This is a genomic window from Marininema halotolerans, assembly GCF_900116235.1.
GTDB classification, from domain to species: Bacteria; Bacillota; Bacilli; order Thermoactinomycetales; family DSM-45169; genus Marininema; species Marininema halotolerans.
The window spans coordinates 1-19,168 of sequence record NZ_FPAA01000001.1 but is presented as its reverse complement, the minus strand read 5'-3'; the positions used below and the strand labels follow the sequence as shown (position 1 = coordinate 19,168).

The window sequence follows — 19,168 nt, the reverse complement described above, 5'->3', positions numbered from 1 at the left end:
AAAAAACGCACCAGGCAAATCTGCCAGGGTGTGTTTTTTTTGTAGCAATCGCTATTTTGTTATAGAGGGGGAGAACGTGGCTCCTAATTCCTCCGATCGTTTACGAGCGTGGTGGATAGCATTAGTTATTGCCATGTGAAATTGATGTTCCTTTAAGGTTTCTATTCCCGCCATGGTTGTTCCACCTGGAGAGGTAACTTTTTGACGAAGCACCGCAGGATCTTCTCCAGTCTCCTGAAGCATATGGGATGCCCCTAATAACGTTTGTGTGGTAAGCTGACGCGAAACGCTTGGGGACAATCCTTCGTTTACGCCTGCTTGTACAAGTGCTTCAACGAGATAATAAATATAGGCTGGACCGCTGCCTGATAGTGCGGTGACAGCATCCATATCCTTCTCATCGACGAGCACTGTCGTACCAATGGCATTGAAATCCTCCTGGGTGGCTTTTAAGTCGGATTCCTTAGTAAAACGTCCACCACATATTGCTGTTGCAGAGCGACCGATAACACTCGAAGTATTGGGCATGGTACGAATGACAGAAACACCCTGTGGGATTTGTTCTTCAATGTAGGGTGTAGCAATTCCAGCAATCACTGAAACGACTCGTTGATGAGGACGTAAAAACTCTCCCCACTGCTTTAGGGCTTCGGTTAGGTCTTTGGGTTTAACTGCGAGAATAATGACCTCTGCCATGCTCAGTGCCTTTTGTTGAGATTCCCTATATTGAATGCCATATCGATTATGGAGATAGATAAGTCGCTCACGGTCCTGGCGATTGATTACGTGAATCATTGCAGGTTCCGTGCGACAGCTGGCGATCATACCACTGATAATGGCTTCTGCCATCGAACCTGCGCCAATAAAGCAATATCGTTCGCTGTGTCTCATGAGAGACCCTCCTTATTTTAGTGTATAGACAAAGAGACCCTCTTTCGTCCGAAGGACGAAAGAGGGTCTCTTCCGCGGTACCACCTTGATTGGCACAATTGTGCCCTGCTTGTGAACGGCACATGCCGTTCCTTCTCGATAAGGGGAGAGGACCCGTTCGATTCATCATCGTCCGCATCAGGGATGGGTTTGGGGAGATCGTTTCGGTGGTGTTTTTCAGCCGATGAACACCACTCTCTAGTTCCACATGGTCTCCTTACTGGTCCCGTCAAGGCGTTTAATCTTTCATCCGATTTTAGTTTTATATATTATGCAGGGTGGAGTAAAAGGATGTCAAGGACTTTAGCACTTTTCTTCTGTGAAGAAGGAGAAAGCGGTTTTTGGGCGCAGGCTTCCAGGGTATGTAAGAAGATACATAGTCATTGGATAGATAAAAGCCTTTTCATAATTAATTCAGAAAATATGTTTTATAAATCGGTAAAATTGGAAATAGATGTGAATGCATGAGAGAGGGTGGCGATGGGATAGTGAAAGTAGGTGAATTCCTTCGTATTGATAGCTTCAAGCACGATGGTGGTTTTCATCGAAGTTGGAACCGATCCTTGGTACTTGACGCTGGAGAGCCACTTTTGCTAGCCAATCATAATGTCCATGTGACAGAAGAGGATGGGAGTATGTGGATTTCTAAAGGCCTAGCGATCTGTCAGTTTCATAGAACGCGTTGGTTTAATACCATAGTAATATTTAATGGCGATAATAAAAATCCACAGTACTATTGCAACATTGCCTCTCCCTGTCACCTTGAAGGCAAGCGTCTTGTCTACGTTGATTATGATCTCGATCTCATGGTCGATGGAACAGGATGTGCTCGTTGGTTGGATCAGGGGGAATATGAGGTTAATCGCCATAAGATGAATTACCCAGAGGAGGTTGTCTGTCAAGTGGAAAACGCACAAGCTGAATTGCAAACGTTATTTTCAGAAGGCAGAGATCCCTTCAATTCAACGTTTGTACAGGCTGGGATTCATCGCTATCTTCCTTTTGAAAAAGTATTGATGGGGTGAAGTGATGAGACATGAGGAAAGGTAAATTTCGATACGTTTCCTGGCTGAGAACTGTTCTGCTTGCTGTTTCCGTCGCGTTGGTTATCAACCAATTTGGTATTGCCTTATCGGTAGTGAATGGAACTTCGATGCGACCGACCTTAGAAGATGGGGATCGACTGTTGATTAATAAGTTTCACTTCATGTTTAATCAGCCGCATCGCGGGGAAGTAGTCACGTTTAAAGATCCTTCAAAAGAAGGACGATATCTGGTAAAACGAGTGGTAGGAACACCGGGTGATAAGATCGCGATCAAACAGGGAATTCTTTACCGAAATGATAAAGTGGTAAAAGAGCCCTATATTGATACAGAAATAGAAGATGGAGATTATGGACCCGTTGTGGTGAAAGAGCACTGTATTTTCGTCATGGGGGATAATCGACATCGGTTTGCGAGCAGAGATAGCCGTTACGATAGCGTTGGGCAAGTTTCTGATTCACTGTTAGAAGGAAGAGTCGAGTGGATTGTTTGGCGCCCATCGTTGGAGGATTATTTCTGATCAGATGGGGAAATCAATTCCAAATAATAAAAAGGTTCAAAAACTGTTCACAAAAACCTTTTGCGTGAATTTAGTCACGGGCGCATAATAGTTAAGGGATTGGGGAGGTCCAATTCTACCGTATGATAACGCCTCGTGCAAGAACAGTTGTTAGTCAAGAAAACTGTTAGAGCGCGGTTTTGTGAATAGAAAGACAAACCCAGGGGGGACCTGATTCATGGATCTGTTAAACAAAACACGACGCATTTCGCGTATTTTGCAAAAAAATGTGGGTCATCATCTAGTTGATTTTGATCAAGTGGCGGAAGCTCTTAGTGATGTTATCGGCGCAAACATTTATGTAGTAAGCCCAGAAGGCTTAATTTTGGGACTGGCTACCAATCACGAGATTGAAAATGAGCGTATGCAAAAATACTTGAAAGATCGCCAATTCCCAGAAGAGTACGCTACTTTGCTCATGGGCGTAGAAAAAACTACCTACAATGTGAGTGTAGATAGCCCCTATACAGCGTATCCTGTAGAAATGAAGGACATGTTTAAGCACGGCTACACCACTTTGGTACCTGTTGTGGGTGGTGGGGATCACTTAGGTACGTTGGTGCTTTCCCGGATCAATGATGAGTTTGTAGACGATGATTTGGTACTTGCGGAATATGGTGCGACGGTAGTAGGTATGGAGATTCTTCGTGAACGTGCTGGTAAAATTGAAGAAGAGGCACGGAGTCGTGCGGTGGTTCAACTGGCGATAAATTCCCTCTCATTTAGTGAGTTAGAAGCAGCTGAACACATCTTCAATGAACTAGAAGGACATGAAGGGCTCCTTGTCGCAAGTAAAATTGCGGATCGTGTAGGAATTACTCGCTCTGTGATTGTAAACGCCCTTCGTAAACTTGAAAGTGCTGGGGTCGTTGAATCCCGTTCACTTGGAATGAAGGGTACCTATATCAAAATCCTAAACAAAAAATTACTGCCTGCCTTAGAAAAGGCTCGTAGTTAAAGGGAGTAGTTGCCGATGATTCGGCAACTACTTTTTTTGTGGTTAAATCCATATACTAGGTACATGGAGACATGGAAGGGCAAGTGTGTTTCACTTTCTTGGAATGGTGGAAAAATACAGTAACCTATCCCTTGGTTATGGTTTTAAAATGGCTTGACAGGTTTTGAAGTTTATTGGATGAATGAAGGATAGATAACCGTGCAAGATGTTGATGAAAGGAGGAGCCCCATGATCTTTCGCAAACGGGTATATCGGATTCAAGGGAGAGAAGCAGAGAACTTTCAACGTTTTTTTAACCAGTACGTCTATCCGATCCAAGCAAAATATGGTGCGAAGTTGACGGGGTATTGGCTGGATGAATCAGAAAAGGAAGTGACAGCGATTTGGCAATATGCAAGCCTCTCTCATTATAAAGAGATTGAACGCCATGTCTCTGCGGATCCTTTAACTAAACGAGCTAAAGAAGAAGGGATACGACAAGGTCTCGATTTGGATGATCTCTCGATTGAGGAAGAGTTTATCGCACAACATCATCATGAGGAGGCGCAGTCTGAAGTATAAACATGGATGGAGAATCTTGAAACAAGTAACGAGAAAAAACGTTGTTAGAGGTAATAAGCAATCCATCGAATTTCTCGACCCCATACTATGGTAAAATAATGGTTTACCGAGGTTTACCCCCACATGAGGATAAAGGTGCTGGGGTCGATTTTTTTGTATTAACGGAGGATGGAGCATTGGGGAGTATTCGAAGATATCTTGCTTTTACACAGCCATATCGAAAACAAATTGTAATCACCATGGCTGTAGGTGTGTTAAAATTTGGCATCCCTCTTTTGTTACCGCTCATCTTAAAGTTTGTTGTGGATGATGTATTGTTGTCCAATCAAACGAATGGAGAGAAGTATAACCAACTATTTTGGCTATTAGCAGGGGCATTATTTGTATTTACCGTATTGCGATGGCCAATTGAATATTACCGACAGTATTTTGCGCAGTGGACTGCGAGTAACGTTCTCTTTGATGTTCGTAACCGTCTGTATGACCATTTGCAAAAGTTATCCCTTCGCTTTTATAACAATCAGCGCGTCGGGCAAATTATTTCGCGGATCATCAACGATGTAGAACAAACGAAAGAGTTTGTTGTTACAGGGATGATGAATATCTGGTTAGATTTAACCACATTGTTGATCGCTGTTGGGATTATGATTTCAATGGACGTCAAGATGACCATTGTGTCGTTAGCGGTTTTCCCTTTCTATGGGATTGCTGTGAAGGTGTTTTATCAACGGCTGCGTGGACTGACGAGAGAACGATCTCAAGCCTTGGCGGAGATGCAAGGACACCTTCATGAACGAATTCAAGGAATATCGGCGATTCGTGCCTTTGGTTTGGAGGATCACGAGACGAAACAGTTTCATGAGCGGAATCGCCATTTCCTTGAACGTGCATTAGCCCATTCAAGATGGAATGGGAAGACATTTGCTGTGATTAATACGATTACCGATGTAGCCCCTATCCTGCTAATTGGTTTTGCTGCATGGCAAGTGATTAAGGGTGAGGTTACGATTGGTGAAATGACTGCATTTTATGGGTATATTGGATTGATCTACGCACCAATTCGTCGCTTAGTCAACGCATCCACGACGTTGACACAATCCTTGGCTTCGATGGATCGCGTTTTTGAGCTTTTGGATGAAACCTATGATATTGTTGATCGTCCGGATGCAAAACAACTTGTTGATGCGCGTGGGGAAATTTCATTTCAACATGTACGCTTTGCCTATGAGGAAAAAGGAGAAGCGGTTTTGGATGATATTGACCTACGAATCAAGCCAGGTCAAACGATTGCTCTCGTCGGCATGAGTGGGGGCGGAAAGTCATCGCTTGTGTCACTGGTACCCCGTTTTTATGATGTACAAGACGGAGCAGTGTTGGTTGATGGAAGAGATGTAAGGGATTGGACGCAGGCGAGTTTACGTTCCCAAATCGGTATGGTTCTCCAAGATAATATTTTGTTTAGTGGAAGTGTGTTGGATAATATACGCATGGGAAAACCAGATGCTTCCCTAGAAGAAGTGATACACGCAGCCAAAGCAGCCAATGCTCATGGGTTTATTCAAGAACTTCCCCAGGGGTATGACACCGAGATTGGTGAACGTGGTGTGAAATTATCAGGGGGACAGAAACAGCGGGTGGCGATTGCAAGGGTCTTTTTAAAGGATCCAGCCATTTTAATTTTGGATGAGGCAACTTCTGCTTTGGATTTGAAATCAGAACAATTGATTCAAGAATCCCTACATCGCCTCGCTGAAAATCGAACGACATTAATTGTCGCCCATCGTTTATCGACAATTACCCATGCGGATCGCATTTGCTTGATCGAAGACGGACGTATCGTTGAAAGTGGAACACACCGTCAGTTGATGAATCGCGAAGAGAAGTATGCCAGTTTGTTTAATGTGCAGGATTTAGAGAGTGGAAAAGAAAAAGTGGGCATGCTTCATGAATAACTATGGAAAATGGGGGAAACTGGGGTGAAACAAAGCTTCCCGATTAAATACGAGTGGGATATTGTAACGATCCGCAAAGAAGTGAGGAAGCTTGCTAAAGAGCATGGTTTCAGCGAGTTAAATCAGGCACGTATTGTGCAATCCGTTTCGGAGCTTGCGAGCAATGTGGTTCACCATGCTGAGGAAGGTAGAGTGCAAGTCGAATTGATCGAAGAAGAGAATCGTTCTGGTATCCGAATCATTGTTCGAGATTTTGGGCCTGGTATTGATGATTTGGATCAAATTCTAAGACTCTCAGAGTCCCCAGCATCTGTGGAAGGCTATGGATTAAAACAAGTTCGTGAGCTTATGGATGATTTTTCCATTCGAGCGGTAGAAGGCAAAGGAACGTATGTATCCGTCTCGAAGTGGAAAGACGAATCAGATCATTTGAAATGTGAATAAAATTTTTATTGGCCCCTTTACCACAAGCGAAACCGCCTTTACAAAGGCGGTTTTTTCATAATGATTAAGGGTTTGAGGATCTTTTTTCAGAGGTGGATGGTTGTAGCCATATTATGAACCTTTACTCGGTGTACTTGACGCTTGTCGAAGGAACCAACTAAAATGGTATCTGAAAGTAATAAGCCTATGGTAAGTTCGTTATATAATCTTTTTGAACAGCAAGACGATATGCTGTTGGTATTAGGTAGGTAGATACGTTGGAATCTCACTTTGCGAAGTGACTTCCAACGCCGTTTTTTGTCGAAATCCGCCGTTTTTGTCGGCAGCATCCATTTTTATGGAGTGGTTCATAGAAAGGAGGGGTACCTGTGGAACAACCAATGACCCATCAGTCCTCTGGTAACCTTCTCGCTGAACCCCAAACCAGCGTTGCAGAAAAAGCAACTTTACGTGATTTTTGGATCTTAACGAAACCAGGAATTAATGCTTCCAACTTGATGGCAGCTTTTACTGGTTTTTGGCTAGCTGGGCATGAGTCTTTCAACTTCGGATTATTGTTAGCGACGCTTTTAGGAACAGCACTTGTCATTGCTGGAGGTTGTGCAGTCAATAACTACATCGATCGGGATATTGATCCTATGATGGACCGAACAAAAGATCGTGCGATTCCTGCTGGACGGATTCAACCACAAACGGCATTATGGTTTGGGATTTTGCTAGGGTTATTTGGAGTAGCTGTATTGGTGACTCTGGTCAACCCGGTTGCGGCTCTCCTAGCGGCCATCGGCTATGTTGTTTATGTGATTTTTTATTCTGCTTGGACAAAGCGGACGACAACATGGAATACGGTGGTCGGCAGTATTTCTGGAGCAGTACCACCAATGATTGGTTGGGCTGCTGTGACTGGCTCGTTGGAATGGCCGGCATGGATTTTATTTTTGTTTATGTTTTTCTGGCAGCCTGCTCACTTTTTCGCATTAGCGATCATGAAAACGGAGGATTATCGAGCCGCTGGGATTCCGATGCTTCCGGTAGTGAAGGGATTTGCCAAAACGAAAAGACAGACCCTTTTCTTTGTGCTGTTTACGATACCGATATCGATTCTGTTATTTACATCTGGAGTCGTGGGGTGGATTTATTTAGGGGTAGCCATTGCTTTAGGAATTGGCTTTCTCTGGTTGACGTTAGATGGATACCGATCAAAGGCAGATGAAGCATGGGCGCGGAGGCTCTTTCTCTACTCCCTGTTCTACCTGACACTGATGCAGGTTGCTATGTTTCTGGATCCTGCCTTATTGAGCTGACAAATAATTGCTGAGCGGCAAATCTTAGCCGCTCGGCTTTATTTGCCCTTGCTTGAAGGCGTTTTCATATAGAAAATAGTGATAGGCATGATCGATCTGATGAGAGAAAGTGGGGTTAAAGAGGTATGAGCCGAGGAAAACCTATTGGGCGACTGTTTTTAGTTTTCGCTATGTTCGCCCTTTTCATGGCAGGGTGTGAAAAGCCCATGTCCAACGTGTTGGATCCCCAAGGGAAGACGGGGAAAGAGCAGTTACATCTCATTAACTTAAGTGTTTACATTATGATTTTGGTGTGTGTGGTTGTATTTGCGATTTTCTTTTATGTATTGTTGCGTTTCCGACGAAAGCCAGGGGATAATTCGATCCCTAAACAGGTCGAAGGTAGCTTGACCCTCGAAATCCTTTGGATTGTGATACCGGTTATTTTGTTGGTGATTCTAGCAATCCCGACGGTGGCTGTCACTTTTTCACAAGCGAAAGCAGCACCGAAGCAACAATCGGATGATTTTATCCGTGTGAAGGCAATTGGTCATCAATTCTGGTGGGAGTTTCAATATCCTGACCATAACATTCGTACCGCTCAGGAGCTACATATCCCTGTAGGTAAAAAAGTATATGTGGAAGTTACTTCTGATGATGTCGTTCATGCATTTTGGGTACCTGGACTTGCTGGGAAAGTAGATGCAAGCCCTGGCCGGATCAACCGCGTACCGATTGATGCAGAAAAGCCCGGCGTTTACAAAGGGCGTTGTGCTGAGTTATGTGGTGCTTCCCATGCGCTCATGAATTTTCAAGTCGTTGCAGAGAAATCGAGTGATTTTGATAAATGGGTGAAGAAACGTCAATCACCTAATTCGGATCCGCAAACGGCAGAGCAAAAAGATGGGAAGAAAGTGTTTGCCCAAAACTGTATGAGCTGTCATGCGATTGATGGTACTCAGTTGAAAATGAGAGGGAATAAAGCCCCGAATCTCACTGGATTTAGTAGCCGTAATAAAATAGCGGGTCTCTTAGATAACAATGAAAAAAATCTTGACCGCTGGTTACACAATCCGGAAGAAGTGAAACCAGGGACCTATATGCCAGGCTTTTCTCATTTGGATAAAAAAGATATGACCTCGTTAAAAGCGTATCTGCAGAGCCTAGAATAAGGACGGACTGATTGAGGCAGATGGTAGTAAGCCCGATTAGGTTCGATCGGAACGGAGGGAAACCCATTGGCTACACTGGTTGTTTTACTCGTCTTCGCTCTGTTTATCGGTGCGATTTTGACGGGCGGTTACAACAAGCAGATGATTGAGCGTTTTCGCTCTCACTGGTTGTGGGAATGGCTCACAACGGTTGACCACAAAAAGATTGGTGTTCTTTACGCATTAGGTGGCGGTTTCTTCTTTATATTTGGCGGGATCGAAGCGCTATTAATGCGTATTCAACTCTTTTTTCCTGATAATCACTTCATTGTAGGGCGTGACTTTAACGAGTTATTGTCCATGCACGGTACGACCATGATTTTCTTTGTGGCAATGCCGCTTTTGTTTGCATTAATGAATGTGGCAATTCCCTTGCAGATTGGTGCTCGGGATGTTGCATTTCCTTTCTTGAATGCCCTTGGATTTTGGTTGTTCTTTGCAGGAGCTCTGCTAATGAACTTGAGCTGGCTTTTTGGCGGGGCGCCTGATTCGGGATGGACCAACTATGTGCCCATTGCATTGAACGAATATAGTCCTGGGACAGGGATTGATTATTATGTGCTGGGCCTACAGATAGCAGGGTTTGGGACAACAATGGGTGGACTTAACTTCCTTGCTACAATTATCAATATGCGAGCTCCTGGGATGAGCTTTTTGCGGATGCCATTGTTTACATGGACGAGTTTTGTGGCCTCTGCACTGGTTCTCTTTGGATTTCCACCCTTGACTGCTGGATTGTTCTTAGTGATGTTTGACCGCTTGTTCGGTGCCCAATTTTTTGAAGTGGCCTTAGGTGGGAATCCTGTGATTTGGCAACACCTATTCTGGATCTTTGGTCACCCTGAGGTGTATATTGTTATTTTGCCGGCATTTGGGGTCATGTCCGATGTGATTTCTAACTTTGCCCGCAAGCGCCTCTTCGGTTATACATCGATGGTTTTTGCAACGTTGCTCATTGGTTTCTTAGGATTTATGGTTTGGGCTCACCACATGTTTACAGTGGGAATGGGACCGATGGTTAACTCGATTTTTGCGATTGCCACGATGGCCATTGCGGTTCCGACAGGAATTAAGGTCTTTAACTGGTTGTTCACCTTGTGGGGCGGGAAAATTACATTTACAACAGCCATGTTGTATGCGGTTGGTTTTATCCCCACGTTTGTAATGGGTGGCGTCACCGGGATTATGCTTTCAGTACCCCCTGCTGATTTTCAATATCACGACACCTATTTTGTTGTGGCTCACTTTCACTATGTTCTTATCGGTGGGACGGTATTTGGAATCTTGTCCGGTCTTTATTATTGGTGGCCGAAAATGTTTGGCTATACCTTGAATGAAACCTTAGGAAAGTGGAATTTCTGGATCTTTTTCATCGGGTTTCATCTCACTTTCTTAATTCAACATGTTATTGGACTATACGGAATGCCTCGTCGATATTTCACTTATCAAGCAGAAGATGGGATTACCCTCTTTAACCAAATTAGTACGGTTGGTGCTGTGATGATGGCAGTGGGGGCAATCCTTCTTGTACTCAATATCTTTGTCAGTTATCGTCAACGGGAATCACTGGTGGCAGGCGGGGACCCATGGGATGGTCGTACCCTGGAATGGGCGATACCATCACCCCCACCGGTCTATAATTTTGCTCAGTTGCCCCAGGTGCGTGCGTTGGATTGCTGGTGGCATGAAAAAATGGAAGGCAATAAAGAGATGGAACCAGCAGAGCCTCTGGAATCCATTCACATGCCTAACGATACTCCGCTTCCACTCATTATGTCGATTGGGTTTTTTATAGCAGGTCTAGGATTGGTTTTCCGGGCCTTTGAGGTAGGGATTGTCGGTCTATTGGTAGTCATTGTGGCTATGTTTATGCGTTCCTTCAAACCCGACCATGGATATCACATTGAAGTGGAAGAAATAAAAGCCACAGAGAAAGGGGCGTAGGTATCGATGAGTTCAGCAGAATTACATCATCATGCGCAAACCTCGGCTCCCTTGCCCCCTCACCCGGAAAAAGCAACCTTAGAGGGGCGCAATAAGATCTTAGGGATCTGGCTCCTCATTGGTGCAGAAACGGTCTTATTCGCTTGCTTGTTTGGTACTTACTTAGCCTTGCGTGGTTCCAATATGAATGGACCCACTACGGAAGAGCTGTTTCAAATCCCAATGGTTGCTGCGGCAACGTTGATTCTTTTAACCAGTAGCTTAACTAGTGTATTGGGTGTCGTAGGGATGCACCAAAACAATGTGAAAAAAGTTCAGCTGTGGTTTGGGATTACGGTCCTCCTTGGGGCGGCTTTCTTGGGACTGGAAATCTATGAGTTTATTGAGTATGTACACGAAGGTCATACATTTACTGGGAGCGCATTTGGGTCAGCGTTCTATACGCTGATTGGAACCCATGGTTCCCACGTACTGTTTGGTATCACTTGGATCAGCAGCTTGATGATTCAAGTGGCACGGCGAGGACTCACCCTAGAAACGACACCGAAATTGTTTGTGGCAAGTTTATACTGGCATTTCGTTGACGTAGTATGGGTGTTCATCTTCACCGTTGTTTACCTCATGGGGAAGGTGGGTTAAACCATGGAAACCAATGTTCAACACCAACCTAACCAATCCGTTTCAGAGGATCGTAGCATGAAATATGTACTTTCCTTTGTCTGGATGCTTTTATTGACAGGGGCTTCCTTTGCCATTGTGACGATGCATCTGGTTCCAGAAAACATGGTGATTCCAGCGCTGCTCATTCTGGCGATGTTACAAGTACTGCTCCAGTTTTTTACCTTCATGCACTTGGATTTTAAGAAGAGCCGATTGACTGCGGTGTTTACTTTTAGTGGGATTGCTATTGGGTTTATCTGTGCAATCGCTCTATGGTTGATTTCATAATGGGTATCAAAAACCTCCCTCCCGTTTGGGAGGGAGGTTTTCTATGATAAAGGTTAAGGGAAAGAGGGGGGATCAATAATGGATAATATGGACCATATGGAACACATGAAACATATGAATCATGGTGAAGCATCCTTCCCTGGATTTTGGGAGATGGTGAACCCAGGAACATTGCTCCTTACCGTTTTATTCATCATACTCTATTTTGTAGCAGTCCATCGTTGGAGCAAGAGGGAAGGTAGTGGAGAAGAGACGATGTCTGTTCTGAAAAAAGGGGCCTTTGTGAGTGGGGCGTTGATCTATTATGCCGCTACGGGACCGATTGGCGCTTTTAGTCACTTCTTCTTCAGTGCACACATGACGGAGATGTCCTTGGTCTATTTGGTAGTTCCTCCATTATTGTTGGTCGGTGCTCCCCCTACCCTATTACGTAAGTTATGGAACGATTCGCGTAGAAAAGGGATCCTCCGATTTGTCACGCATCCGGTGATTACGCTTCTCACCTTTAATGGCTTGATTTCTCTTTATCACTTGCCCGTGGTATTTGATACGATTATGAGCAGAATGTGGTGGATGGAACTTTCCCATGTGATTCTTATGATGTGTGCCTTTATGATGTGGTGGCCGCTTGTATGTCCATTACCTGAAGAGGATCGTCTTAGTCCATTACAGAAGTTGGGCTATATTTTTGCCGATGGTGTATTGCTCACCCCCGCATGTGCTTTTCTCGCATTTTCAAGTGCTCTCCTCTATGACAGCTTTCAAGGAGGGGCGTTGACAACCGCAATCATGCCACCCTTGGAGGATCAAAAATTAGGAGGCGTGGTGATGAAAATCATCCAAGAGCTTGCTTATGGGAGTGTCCTCGCTTATACCTTTTTTGGTTGGGTGCGTAAGCAGCGACAGCAAGATGAGGAGGAATTGGTAGCGCGTCGGCAAAAGTCGATTCATCAGCAGGAAAATGATAAAATTTTACCCTCCTTTAATCACTAAGGGATAAATACGTCCGAATACCCCAAGGTAACTCACCTTGGGGTATTTGTTACGGATCAAGTTGGTGATCATTCAACTTCTGGATAAGTTGAAAAATGGGAAAGGAGAGAAACGTCGATTCCTTTCCCGGGAAATAAAAAAAATAGGATCTTTTGTGGAAGAATCGGTGCGCCTGATTGCAAAAGCGTATCCGTATTTTTGCAATGAGTGGCAACCCAATAACCGGGTTGCCACTTTTTTTTGGTGGGAGTTTGTGTTCTTTACACCATTCATTACATATTTACTTCCCACATTTGGAATCGTAATCCAAGATGAGACTGTTTTCGCTAACTGGAATGGTAGCGAGGGAGGGGCATTCATGAATGAAGTGTTTACAAGGGAAGGATCCAATGAAAAATGGATCGGGCTGTCTTCCAAGACATCGATAGACAAGCGGTGGCTGGATTGGCTAGAGGTGAGTAAACCACGAATTATGTTATCCAATGTATTGGCCTGCGCTGTCGGCTTTTGGGCGGCAGGAGGAAGTACAGTGCAACAGTTTCCTGTATTTGTGGCTACCATGATCGGGATGCTGATGGTGATCAGTGGGAGTTGCATGATTAACAACTGGATTGATCAAGATATCGATCCATTGATGAAAAGAACCCAATCACGTGCACTTGTTACGGGACGATTGCATCCACGAAAGGTTATGGCAATTGGAACCCTCCTCATCATGCTTGGGATTGGGACACTCATCCTATTCGTCAATGGATGGAGTGCTGGCTTGGGAGCATTAGGATCTTTCTTATACATTGTGATTTACAGTCTCTGGCTAAAGAGGGTCTCTACATGGAACACCGTGGTGGGGGGATTTTCTGGGGCATTACCACCACTAATCGGTTGGATTGCAGCAACAGGTACTCCGGATATGGGGGGGTGGGTGATATTTTTAATTTTATTTTTATGGCAACCCGCTCATTTCTTTGCTTTAGCGATGGTTCATGTTGAAGATTACGCTCAAGCCAAAATACCCATGTTGCCGGCTATGCGTGGAAGCACTGAGACGAAAATCCAGATTCTTTTCTTCGTCGCATTTTTATTACTTGCTTCACTTTTACTCAACATCGTTGGTGCAATGAATGGAATCTATGTAGGGATCAGCCTGTTCTTGGGAAGTGTGTATCTCTTATTAGCAATCGCTGGCTTTTTCACACGATCAGAGGAAAAATGGAGCCGATTGTTATTCCGATACTCTCTGATCTACCTTGTGGGCATGTTTATTGCATTTATCACTTGTACCCAAGGAGCAAGTTAGCGTAAGGGTCGTGGAAGAAAGGGGGCTTTCGTGTGAAGTTTGTAAAAGCAAAGTTGTTGATGGTGATAGGAATGCTGACATGGTTTTTCACAGGGTGCTCTAATCCTGCGCTATCTGTGGTCAAACCATCTGGCGAAGTAGGTAAAATGCAATTAAATCTGATCTATCTTTCGACAGCGATCATGACCTTGGTGACAGTGGTTGTTGCTGTGATTTACATCTATGTGGTAATCCGTTTTCGTGAAAGGCCAGGTGATACGCATATTCCCAAGCAGGTGGAAGGAAGTACAGTCCTTGAGATCGTGTGGACCGTCATTCCAATTATCTTGCTTATCATTCTGGCGGTTCCTACCGTATCCACTACCTTTCAAATCGAAAAGCGTCCAGCACCCTCACAACATCCTGTTCAAATCAATGTGACCGGTTATCAATATTGGTGGAAGTTCAACTATCCACAGGCGGGGATTACCACTGCCAATGAGGTTCATATTCCTGCAGGGAGGCCGATCGAGTTTGTCATGCAATCTCATGACGTCATTCATGCCTTCTGGGTACCTAGCCTTGGTGGAAAACGAGACTTGGAGCCGGGGAGAATGAACCGATTAATTTTAAAAGCAGATAAACCCGGTACGTATGAAGGCAAATGTACTGAACTATGTGGTGCCTCCCATGCGTTGATGAATTTTCGGGTAATTGCGCATCAAACCGCGGAATATGACGCGTGGATCCGTTCCATGCAAAAAGTTAATTCTCAAGCCAAAAGCGTCTTAGCAAAGGAAGGGCAACGGTTGGTTGGGCAAAACTGTATTGGTTGCCATGCCATTCGAAATGGGGGTTACAAGGTGTTAGGTGGGAAAGGGCCAGAGTTAACCGCCTTTGGTCAACGTACACGGATTGCGGGAGTGTTGGATAACAATCCACAAAATTTAAGGGCATGGTTACAAAATCCGCAAAATGTGAAACCCGGTAGTCGGATGCCATCCTTTGCCCATTTGGAGAAAAAACAAATCGACGCCTTGGTTGAGTATCTTGAAAGTCTAAAAGGAAGTTCACAGTAACAGAAAGGAGGGTTCTTGATGACAACCATCATTGTTTTGCTGGTTTTTGCAATGTTTTTAGGTGGGATTTTTACTGGGGGATATACCAGCCGGTATGTGAAACGAATGGAAGAATCATCGATATGGGGATGGATTACCACCGTCGATCATAAACGAATTGGCATTTTGTATTTGATCAGTGGTGGATTCTTCTTTGCAGTAGGTGGGTTAGAGGCGTTGTTAATTCGCATCCAATTGATGTTTCCCAATGCCAAGTTCCTCGTGGGGGATGAATACAACCAAATTTTATCCATGCACGGAACCACGATGATCTTTTTGGTGGCAATGCCGCTATTATTTGCTTTGATGAATGCCGTCGTACCGCTTCAAATTGGGGCACGTGATGTCGCATTTCCCTTTTTAAATGCCCTTGGTTTCTGGATGTACTTTGCTGGGGCCTTGCTTTTGAATATATCCTGGCTCTTTGGCGGAGCACCTGATGCAGGCTGGACAAGCTATGCTTCGTTAGCGCTCCCTGATTATAGTCCAGGTCCTGGTGTGAATTATTACGTACTTGGATTGCAAATCTCTGGGATCGGTACATTGATGAGCGGGATTAACTTCCTCGTTACCATTATCAACATGCGGGCGCCTGGAATGAGTTATCTGCGGCTTCCTATGTTTACCTGGGCCACCTTTGTGACTTCCGCCCTGATCCTGTTTGCTTTCCCACCACTGACTGCAGGGCTGTTTATGATGATGTTTGATCGCCTTTTTGGGAGCAATTTCTTTAGCGTGACGGGCGGGGGGAATGTGATTATATGGGAACACATTTTTTGGATATTTGGTCACCCCGAAGTGTACATCCTTGTGTTACCTGCCTTTGGTGTCTTCTCGGATGTGCTGAGCAATTTCTCAAAGAAACGGATTTTTGGTTATCACTCCATGGTATTTGCTCTTGTGTTAATTGGGTTCCTCGGTTTTATGGTGTGGCTCCATCATATGTTTACCGTGGGACTCGGCGATGTAGCGAATTCTGTCTTTGCCATTGCAACGATGGCGATCTCTGTCCCAACAGGGATCAAGGTTTTTAACTGGCTTTTTACCATGTGGGGAGGTCGCCTTCGTTTTACGACAGCGATGCTTTATGCCTCGGGCTTTATCGTCACCTTTGTCATGGGTGGTGTGACTGGAATTATGTTGGCAGTTCCACCCGCTGATTTTCAATTCCATGATAGCTACTTTGTCGTCGCTCATTTCCACTATGTCATCCTGGGTGGAACGGTCTTTGGAATCTTGGCTGGGGTGTACTATTGGTGGCCAAAAATGTTTGGCTCATTGCTCAATGAAAAACTGGGAAAGTGGAACTTCTGGACCTTCTTTTTAGGGATGCATCTCACCTTTTTCCCACAACACTTCTTAGGTTTGTTTGGGATGCCTCGACGCGTGTTTACCTGGTCGCCGGGATATCGTTTGGAGCTGGGTAATTATCTATCCACCATCGGTGCTTTTCTCATGTTGATCGGGGTGATTTTTATGGTGATCAACGTGTTACTGACCTTAACAAAGGGAGCCCCTGCAGAAAGCGATCCCTGGGATGGGCGTACCCTCGAGTGGACCATTTCGTCACCCCCTCCGGAATATAACTTTGCTCAACTTCCTCTCGTACGTGGAGTCGATGCATGGTGGTTAGAAAAGATGGAAGGCAATGAAAAAATGACACCATCTGAACCTCTGGGAGCTATTCACATGCCAAATGCTTCTCACCTTCCCTTCGTGATGGCAGTGGGATTGTTCATTTCCGGGTTCGGTTTTGTCTTTCAAACTTCAGAAGTCGGGGCGATTGGATTAATCGTAGTGATTGCCACACTCTTTATCCGCTCCTTCCAAGAAGATCACGGTCATCATATTGAACCCTTGGAACTGAGCGAGAAAGGAGTGAATCACTGATGCAGATTGAAGAGAAACCGGGAACCGTGGCAGGAATTCCTGCAGAACCTGAGAAAGCAACGCTCGAGGGACAAAATAAAGTGTTAGGGTTTTGGCTTTTCCTCGGTGCGGAGACCACCCTGTTTGCGACCCTATTTGGTGCTTACCTTTCCTTGAAGGGAGCGAATATGGGAGGGCCAACCCAGGCAGAATTGTTTAAGATGCCCCTTGTGGCCACCTCTACATTGATCTTGTTAGTGAGTTCCCTTACCAGTGTGTTAGCGATTACTGCAATGCGAAATAATCAAGTCACGCGGATGTTAGGATGGTTTCTGTTTACGATTTTGTTGGGTGCTGCTTTTCTGGCTTTGGAAATCTATGAGTTTACCGAGTATGTTCACGAAGGTCATACCTTTACAGGAAGTGCATTTGGGTCAAGCTTTTACCTATTGTTAGGGACCCATGGATGCCATGTACTGTTTGGCTTTTTCTGGATACTAAGCCTTATGATCCAAGGGCGGCGAAAGGGCATTACGGTTCATACCGCACCAAAGTTTTACGTGGCCAGCCTCTACTGGCACTTTGTTGATCTTGTGTGGGTATTTATATTCACGGTGGTGTATCTGGCGGGGATGATGACGTAATCCTTTGAAAGGGAGGCATCTTTCATGGAGGCGCTTATCCGTCAATTTTTAATTTTGGATATGTGGAACCTTGGGCTCAATTTTGCTGTGATTTTTCTTGGGATGGTTTACTTGGTGCTAACGAGTGAGTGGGGTATCGAACGGTTTGCCGGTGAGGTTGTATCACCGAGTCAGAAGATGCTTTTCTTACTTGGTCTTTTTATTCTCTATGGGTGCTTGGGAAGTCCCATGGTGATAATCGGTCATGAATTGTTTAGTATCCATATGCTTCAACAATCGTTACTTTATCTTGTCATGCCACCCTTGTTAATTCGGGGTATACCGATATGGATGTGGCGGAGAGCTTTTTCCGAACCATGGTTAAAAACGATCTTTCGACCAGCAAAGCGACCCTTAATCACGTTGTTTTTCTTTAATGGGTTATTCTCTCTATACCACGTTCCTCTTCTATTTGATCAATTGATGAGCAGTGAATTTCTTCATCTTCTATCCCATTTCGTACTCATTCTCTCGGCAACGTTAATGTGGTGGCCGGTGATGAATCCGTTGCAGGAGGAGGGGACCCTTACGCCCATTGGAAAACTTGCGTATATAGCAGGGGCGGGGGTGTTATTAACCCCTGCTTGCGCGCTAATTATTTTTGCCGATCACCTTTTGTTTGCTTCCTATAGTGAAAGTGGACGAATGTTTCCGATCCTATCCCCCTTAGATGATCAACAGCTGGGCGGGGTGATTATGAAGGTGATCCAAGAAATTGTTTATGGCGTGATGTTAGGGGTTGTCTTTTTTCAATGGGTGAGGGAAGAACGTGCCAAAGATGAATCTGAAGCCGTTGTTGCAGCAATTGGACGACCGGTCCCTACATGGCATATACGAGTGTTAGAAGGGGGAAAGGATCGTAAGAATAAGGAGAATACCTAAATGAATCATCCCAAAACCAATCCGTTAATTTGTGGAACAGTTGTATATCGCCATCCCTGACAGCCTCGAACAGGCTGTTTTTTTTGGATGGAATCATCTCTCATCCCTTGGGTGTTACCCTTTAACTAAAAAGGTAGGGAATGATATACTTACTTGTGTATTAAACGATGGGTTGGGCATTACATTGATATAAAATACATGGGAGGATGAGGAATATGTTTGGTAAAGTAGCATCCGATGTACTGGGATTAAGTGATGTAGGAACTGTTATTAAGCCTCAAGACTTTGATAAAGTGGACTCGGATGATTATATATTGCATGAAGACGGGGAGAAAAATTATCTTAATTGCGCCGAGAATACTCCGAACTTCTACAAGTGGGGGACGAATCGGCGCGTTAGACGAGGGAGGGGCGTTTATCCCCTCTCGTAAGTCTAACCATCCCCGTATATAATTAAGTACAAGGGAGGTGAACCCATGCACAAAGCGTTTCAATTTCGTTTGTATCCAACAA

At 44.6% G+C, this 19,168-nt stretch carries 18 protein-coding genes and 1 pseudogene; 18 read left to right on the top strand and 1 reads right to left on the bottom strand.

Annotation, left to right across the window (positions count from 1 at the left end; genetic code table 11):
• Nucleotides 1–51: 51 nt before the first annotated feature.
• Nucleotides 52–891, bottom strand: coding sequence for a pyrroline-5-carboxylate reductase (gene proC, locus CHX35_RS00095; protein WP_091832012.1), 840 nt, complete (start codon nt 889–891; stop codon nt 52–54).
• Between the two features lie 527 nt (nt 892–1,418).
• On the opposite strand from proC, the gene CHX35_RS00090 reads away from it, so the two are divergent.
• The 18 genes and pseudogenes from CHX35_RS00090 to CHX35_RS17155 form a co-directional block, all read left to right on the top strand.
• On the top strand, nt 1,419–1,955 hold the full coding sequence (locus CHX35_RS00090) for a DUF402 domain-containing protein (protein ID WP_176391787.1): 537 nt from the start codon (nt 1,419–1,421) through the stop codon (nt 1,953–1,955).
• Nucleotides 1,956–1,966: 11 nt separating this feature from the next.
• Nucleotides 1,967–2,494, top strand: coding sequence for a signal peptidase I (lepB, locus tag CHX35_RS00085; RefSeq protein WP_091832006.1), 528 nt, complete (start codon nt 1,967–1,969; stop codon nt 2,492–2,494).
• 217 nt (nt 2,495–2,711) lie between these two features.
• Entirely contained in the window at nt 2,712–3,491 is a 780-nt protein-coding gene (gene codY / locus CHX35_RS00080; protein ID WP_091832003.1) for a GTP-sensing pleiotropic transcriptional regulator CodY, read from the top strand.
• A gap of 228 nt (nt 3,492–3,719) precedes the next feature.
• Nucleotides 3,720–4,052, top strand: a complete 333-nt coding sequence (locus tag CHX35_RS00075) for an NIPSNAP family protein (RefSeq protein ID WP_091832000.1) — start codon at nt 3,720–3,722, stop codon at nt 4,050–4,052.
• Nucleotides 4,053–4,228: 176 nt separating this feature from the next.
• Complete coding sequence (locus CHX35_RS00070; protein WP_281252034.1) at nt 4,229–6,004, top strand: ABC transporter ATP-binding protein; 1,776 nt, start codon at nt 4,229–4,231, stop codon at nt 6,002–6,004.
• 24 nt (nt 6,005–6,028) lie between these two features.
• A complete protein-coding gene (locus tag CHX35_RS00065) occupies nt 6,029–6,448 on the top strand; it encodes an anti-sigma regulatory factor (protein ID WP_176391786.1) in 420 nt (139 codons plus the stop codon).
• 368 nt (nt 6,449–6,816) lie between these two features.
• Nucleotides 6,817–7,752: a heme o synthase gene (gene cyoE / locus CHX35_RS00060; RefSeq protein ID WP_245838566.1), complete on the top strand. Its 936-nt coding sequence runs from the start codon at nt 6,817–6,819 to the stop codon at nt 7,750–7,752.
• Between the two features lie 125 nt (nt 7,753–7,877).
• Entirely contained in the window at nt 7,878–8,903 is a 1,026-nt protein-coding gene (gene coxB / locus CHX35_RS00055; RefSeq protein WP_091831993.1) for a cytochrome c oxidase subunit II, read from the top strand.
• A 141-nt stretch (nt 8,904–9,044) separates the two neighbouring features.
• Nucleotides 9,045–10,886, top strand: coding sequence for a cytochrome c oxidase subunit I (ctaD, locus tag CHX35_RS00050; protein WP_091833368.1), 1,842 nt, complete (start codon nt 9,045–9,047; stop codon nt 10,884–10,886).
• A gap of 6 nt (nt 10,887–10,892) precedes the next feature.
• Nucleotides 10,893–11,525: a cytochrome (ubi)quinol oxidase subunit III gene (locus CHX35_RS00045; RefSeq protein ID WP_091831990.1), complete on the top strand. Its 633-nt coding sequence runs from the start codon at nt 10,893–10,895 to the stop codon at nt 11,523–11,525.
• A gap of 3 nt (nt 11,526–11,528) precedes the next feature.
• The gene (locus CHX35_RS00040; protein ID WP_091831988.1) at nt 11,529–11,834 is read left to right on the top strand and encodes a cytochrome C oxidase subunit IV family protein; all 306 of its coding nucleotides are present in this window, start codon (nt 11,529–11,531) and stop codon (nt 11,832–11,834) included.
• Nucleotides 11,835–11,912: 78 nt separating this feature from the next.
• A complete protein-coding gene (locus CHX35_RS00035) occupies nt 11,913–12,827 on the top strand; it encodes a cytochrome c oxidase assembly protein (RefSeq protein ID WP_091831985.1) in 915 nt (304 codons plus the stop codon).
• 358 nt (nt 12,828–13,185) lie between these two features.
• Complete coding sequence (gene cyoE, locus CHX35_RS00030; protein WP_140413502.1) at nt 13,186–14,124, top strand: heme o synthase; 939 nt, start codon at nt 13,186–13,188, stop codon at nt 14,122–14,124.
• Nucleotides 14,125–14,156: 32 nt separating this feature from the next.
• On the top strand, nt 14,157–15,182 hold the full coding sequence (gene coxB, locus CHX35_RS00025) for a cytochrome c oxidase subunit II (RefSeq protein ID WP_091831979.1): 1,026 nt from the start codon (nt 14,157–14,159) through the stop codon (nt 15,180–15,182).
• Between the two features lie 105 nt (nt 15,183–15,287).
• Complete coding sequence (gene ctaD / locus CHX35_RS00020; RefSeq protein WP_245838576.1) at nt 15,288–17,111, top strand: cytochrome c oxidase subunit I; 1,824 nt, start codon at nt 15,288–15,290, stop codon at nt 17,109–17,111.
• On the top strand, nt 17,111–17,734 hold the full coding sequence (locus tag CHX35_RS00015; protein WP_091831972.1) for a cytochrome (ubi)quinol oxidase subunit III: 624 nt from the start codon (nt 17,111–17,113) through the stop codon (nt 17,732–17,734). The genes ctaD (CHX35_RS00020) and CHX35_RS00015 overlap by 1 nt, the downstream gene beginning before the upstream one ends.
• Nucleotides 17,735–17,758: 24 nt before the next feature.
• Complete coding sequence (locus CHX35_RS00010; protein ID WP_091831969.1) at nt 17,759–18,655, top strand: cytochrome c oxidase assembly protein; 897 nt, start codon at nt 17,759–17,761, stop codon at nt 18,653–18,655.
• A 215-nt stretch (nt 18,656–18,870) separates the two neighbouring features.
• Nucleotides 18,871–18,996 (top strand): annotated as a pseudogene (locus tag CHX35_RS17155) (PH domain-containing protein); the annotation flags it as partial.
• Nucleotides 18,997–19,168 lie beyond the last annotated feature (172 nt).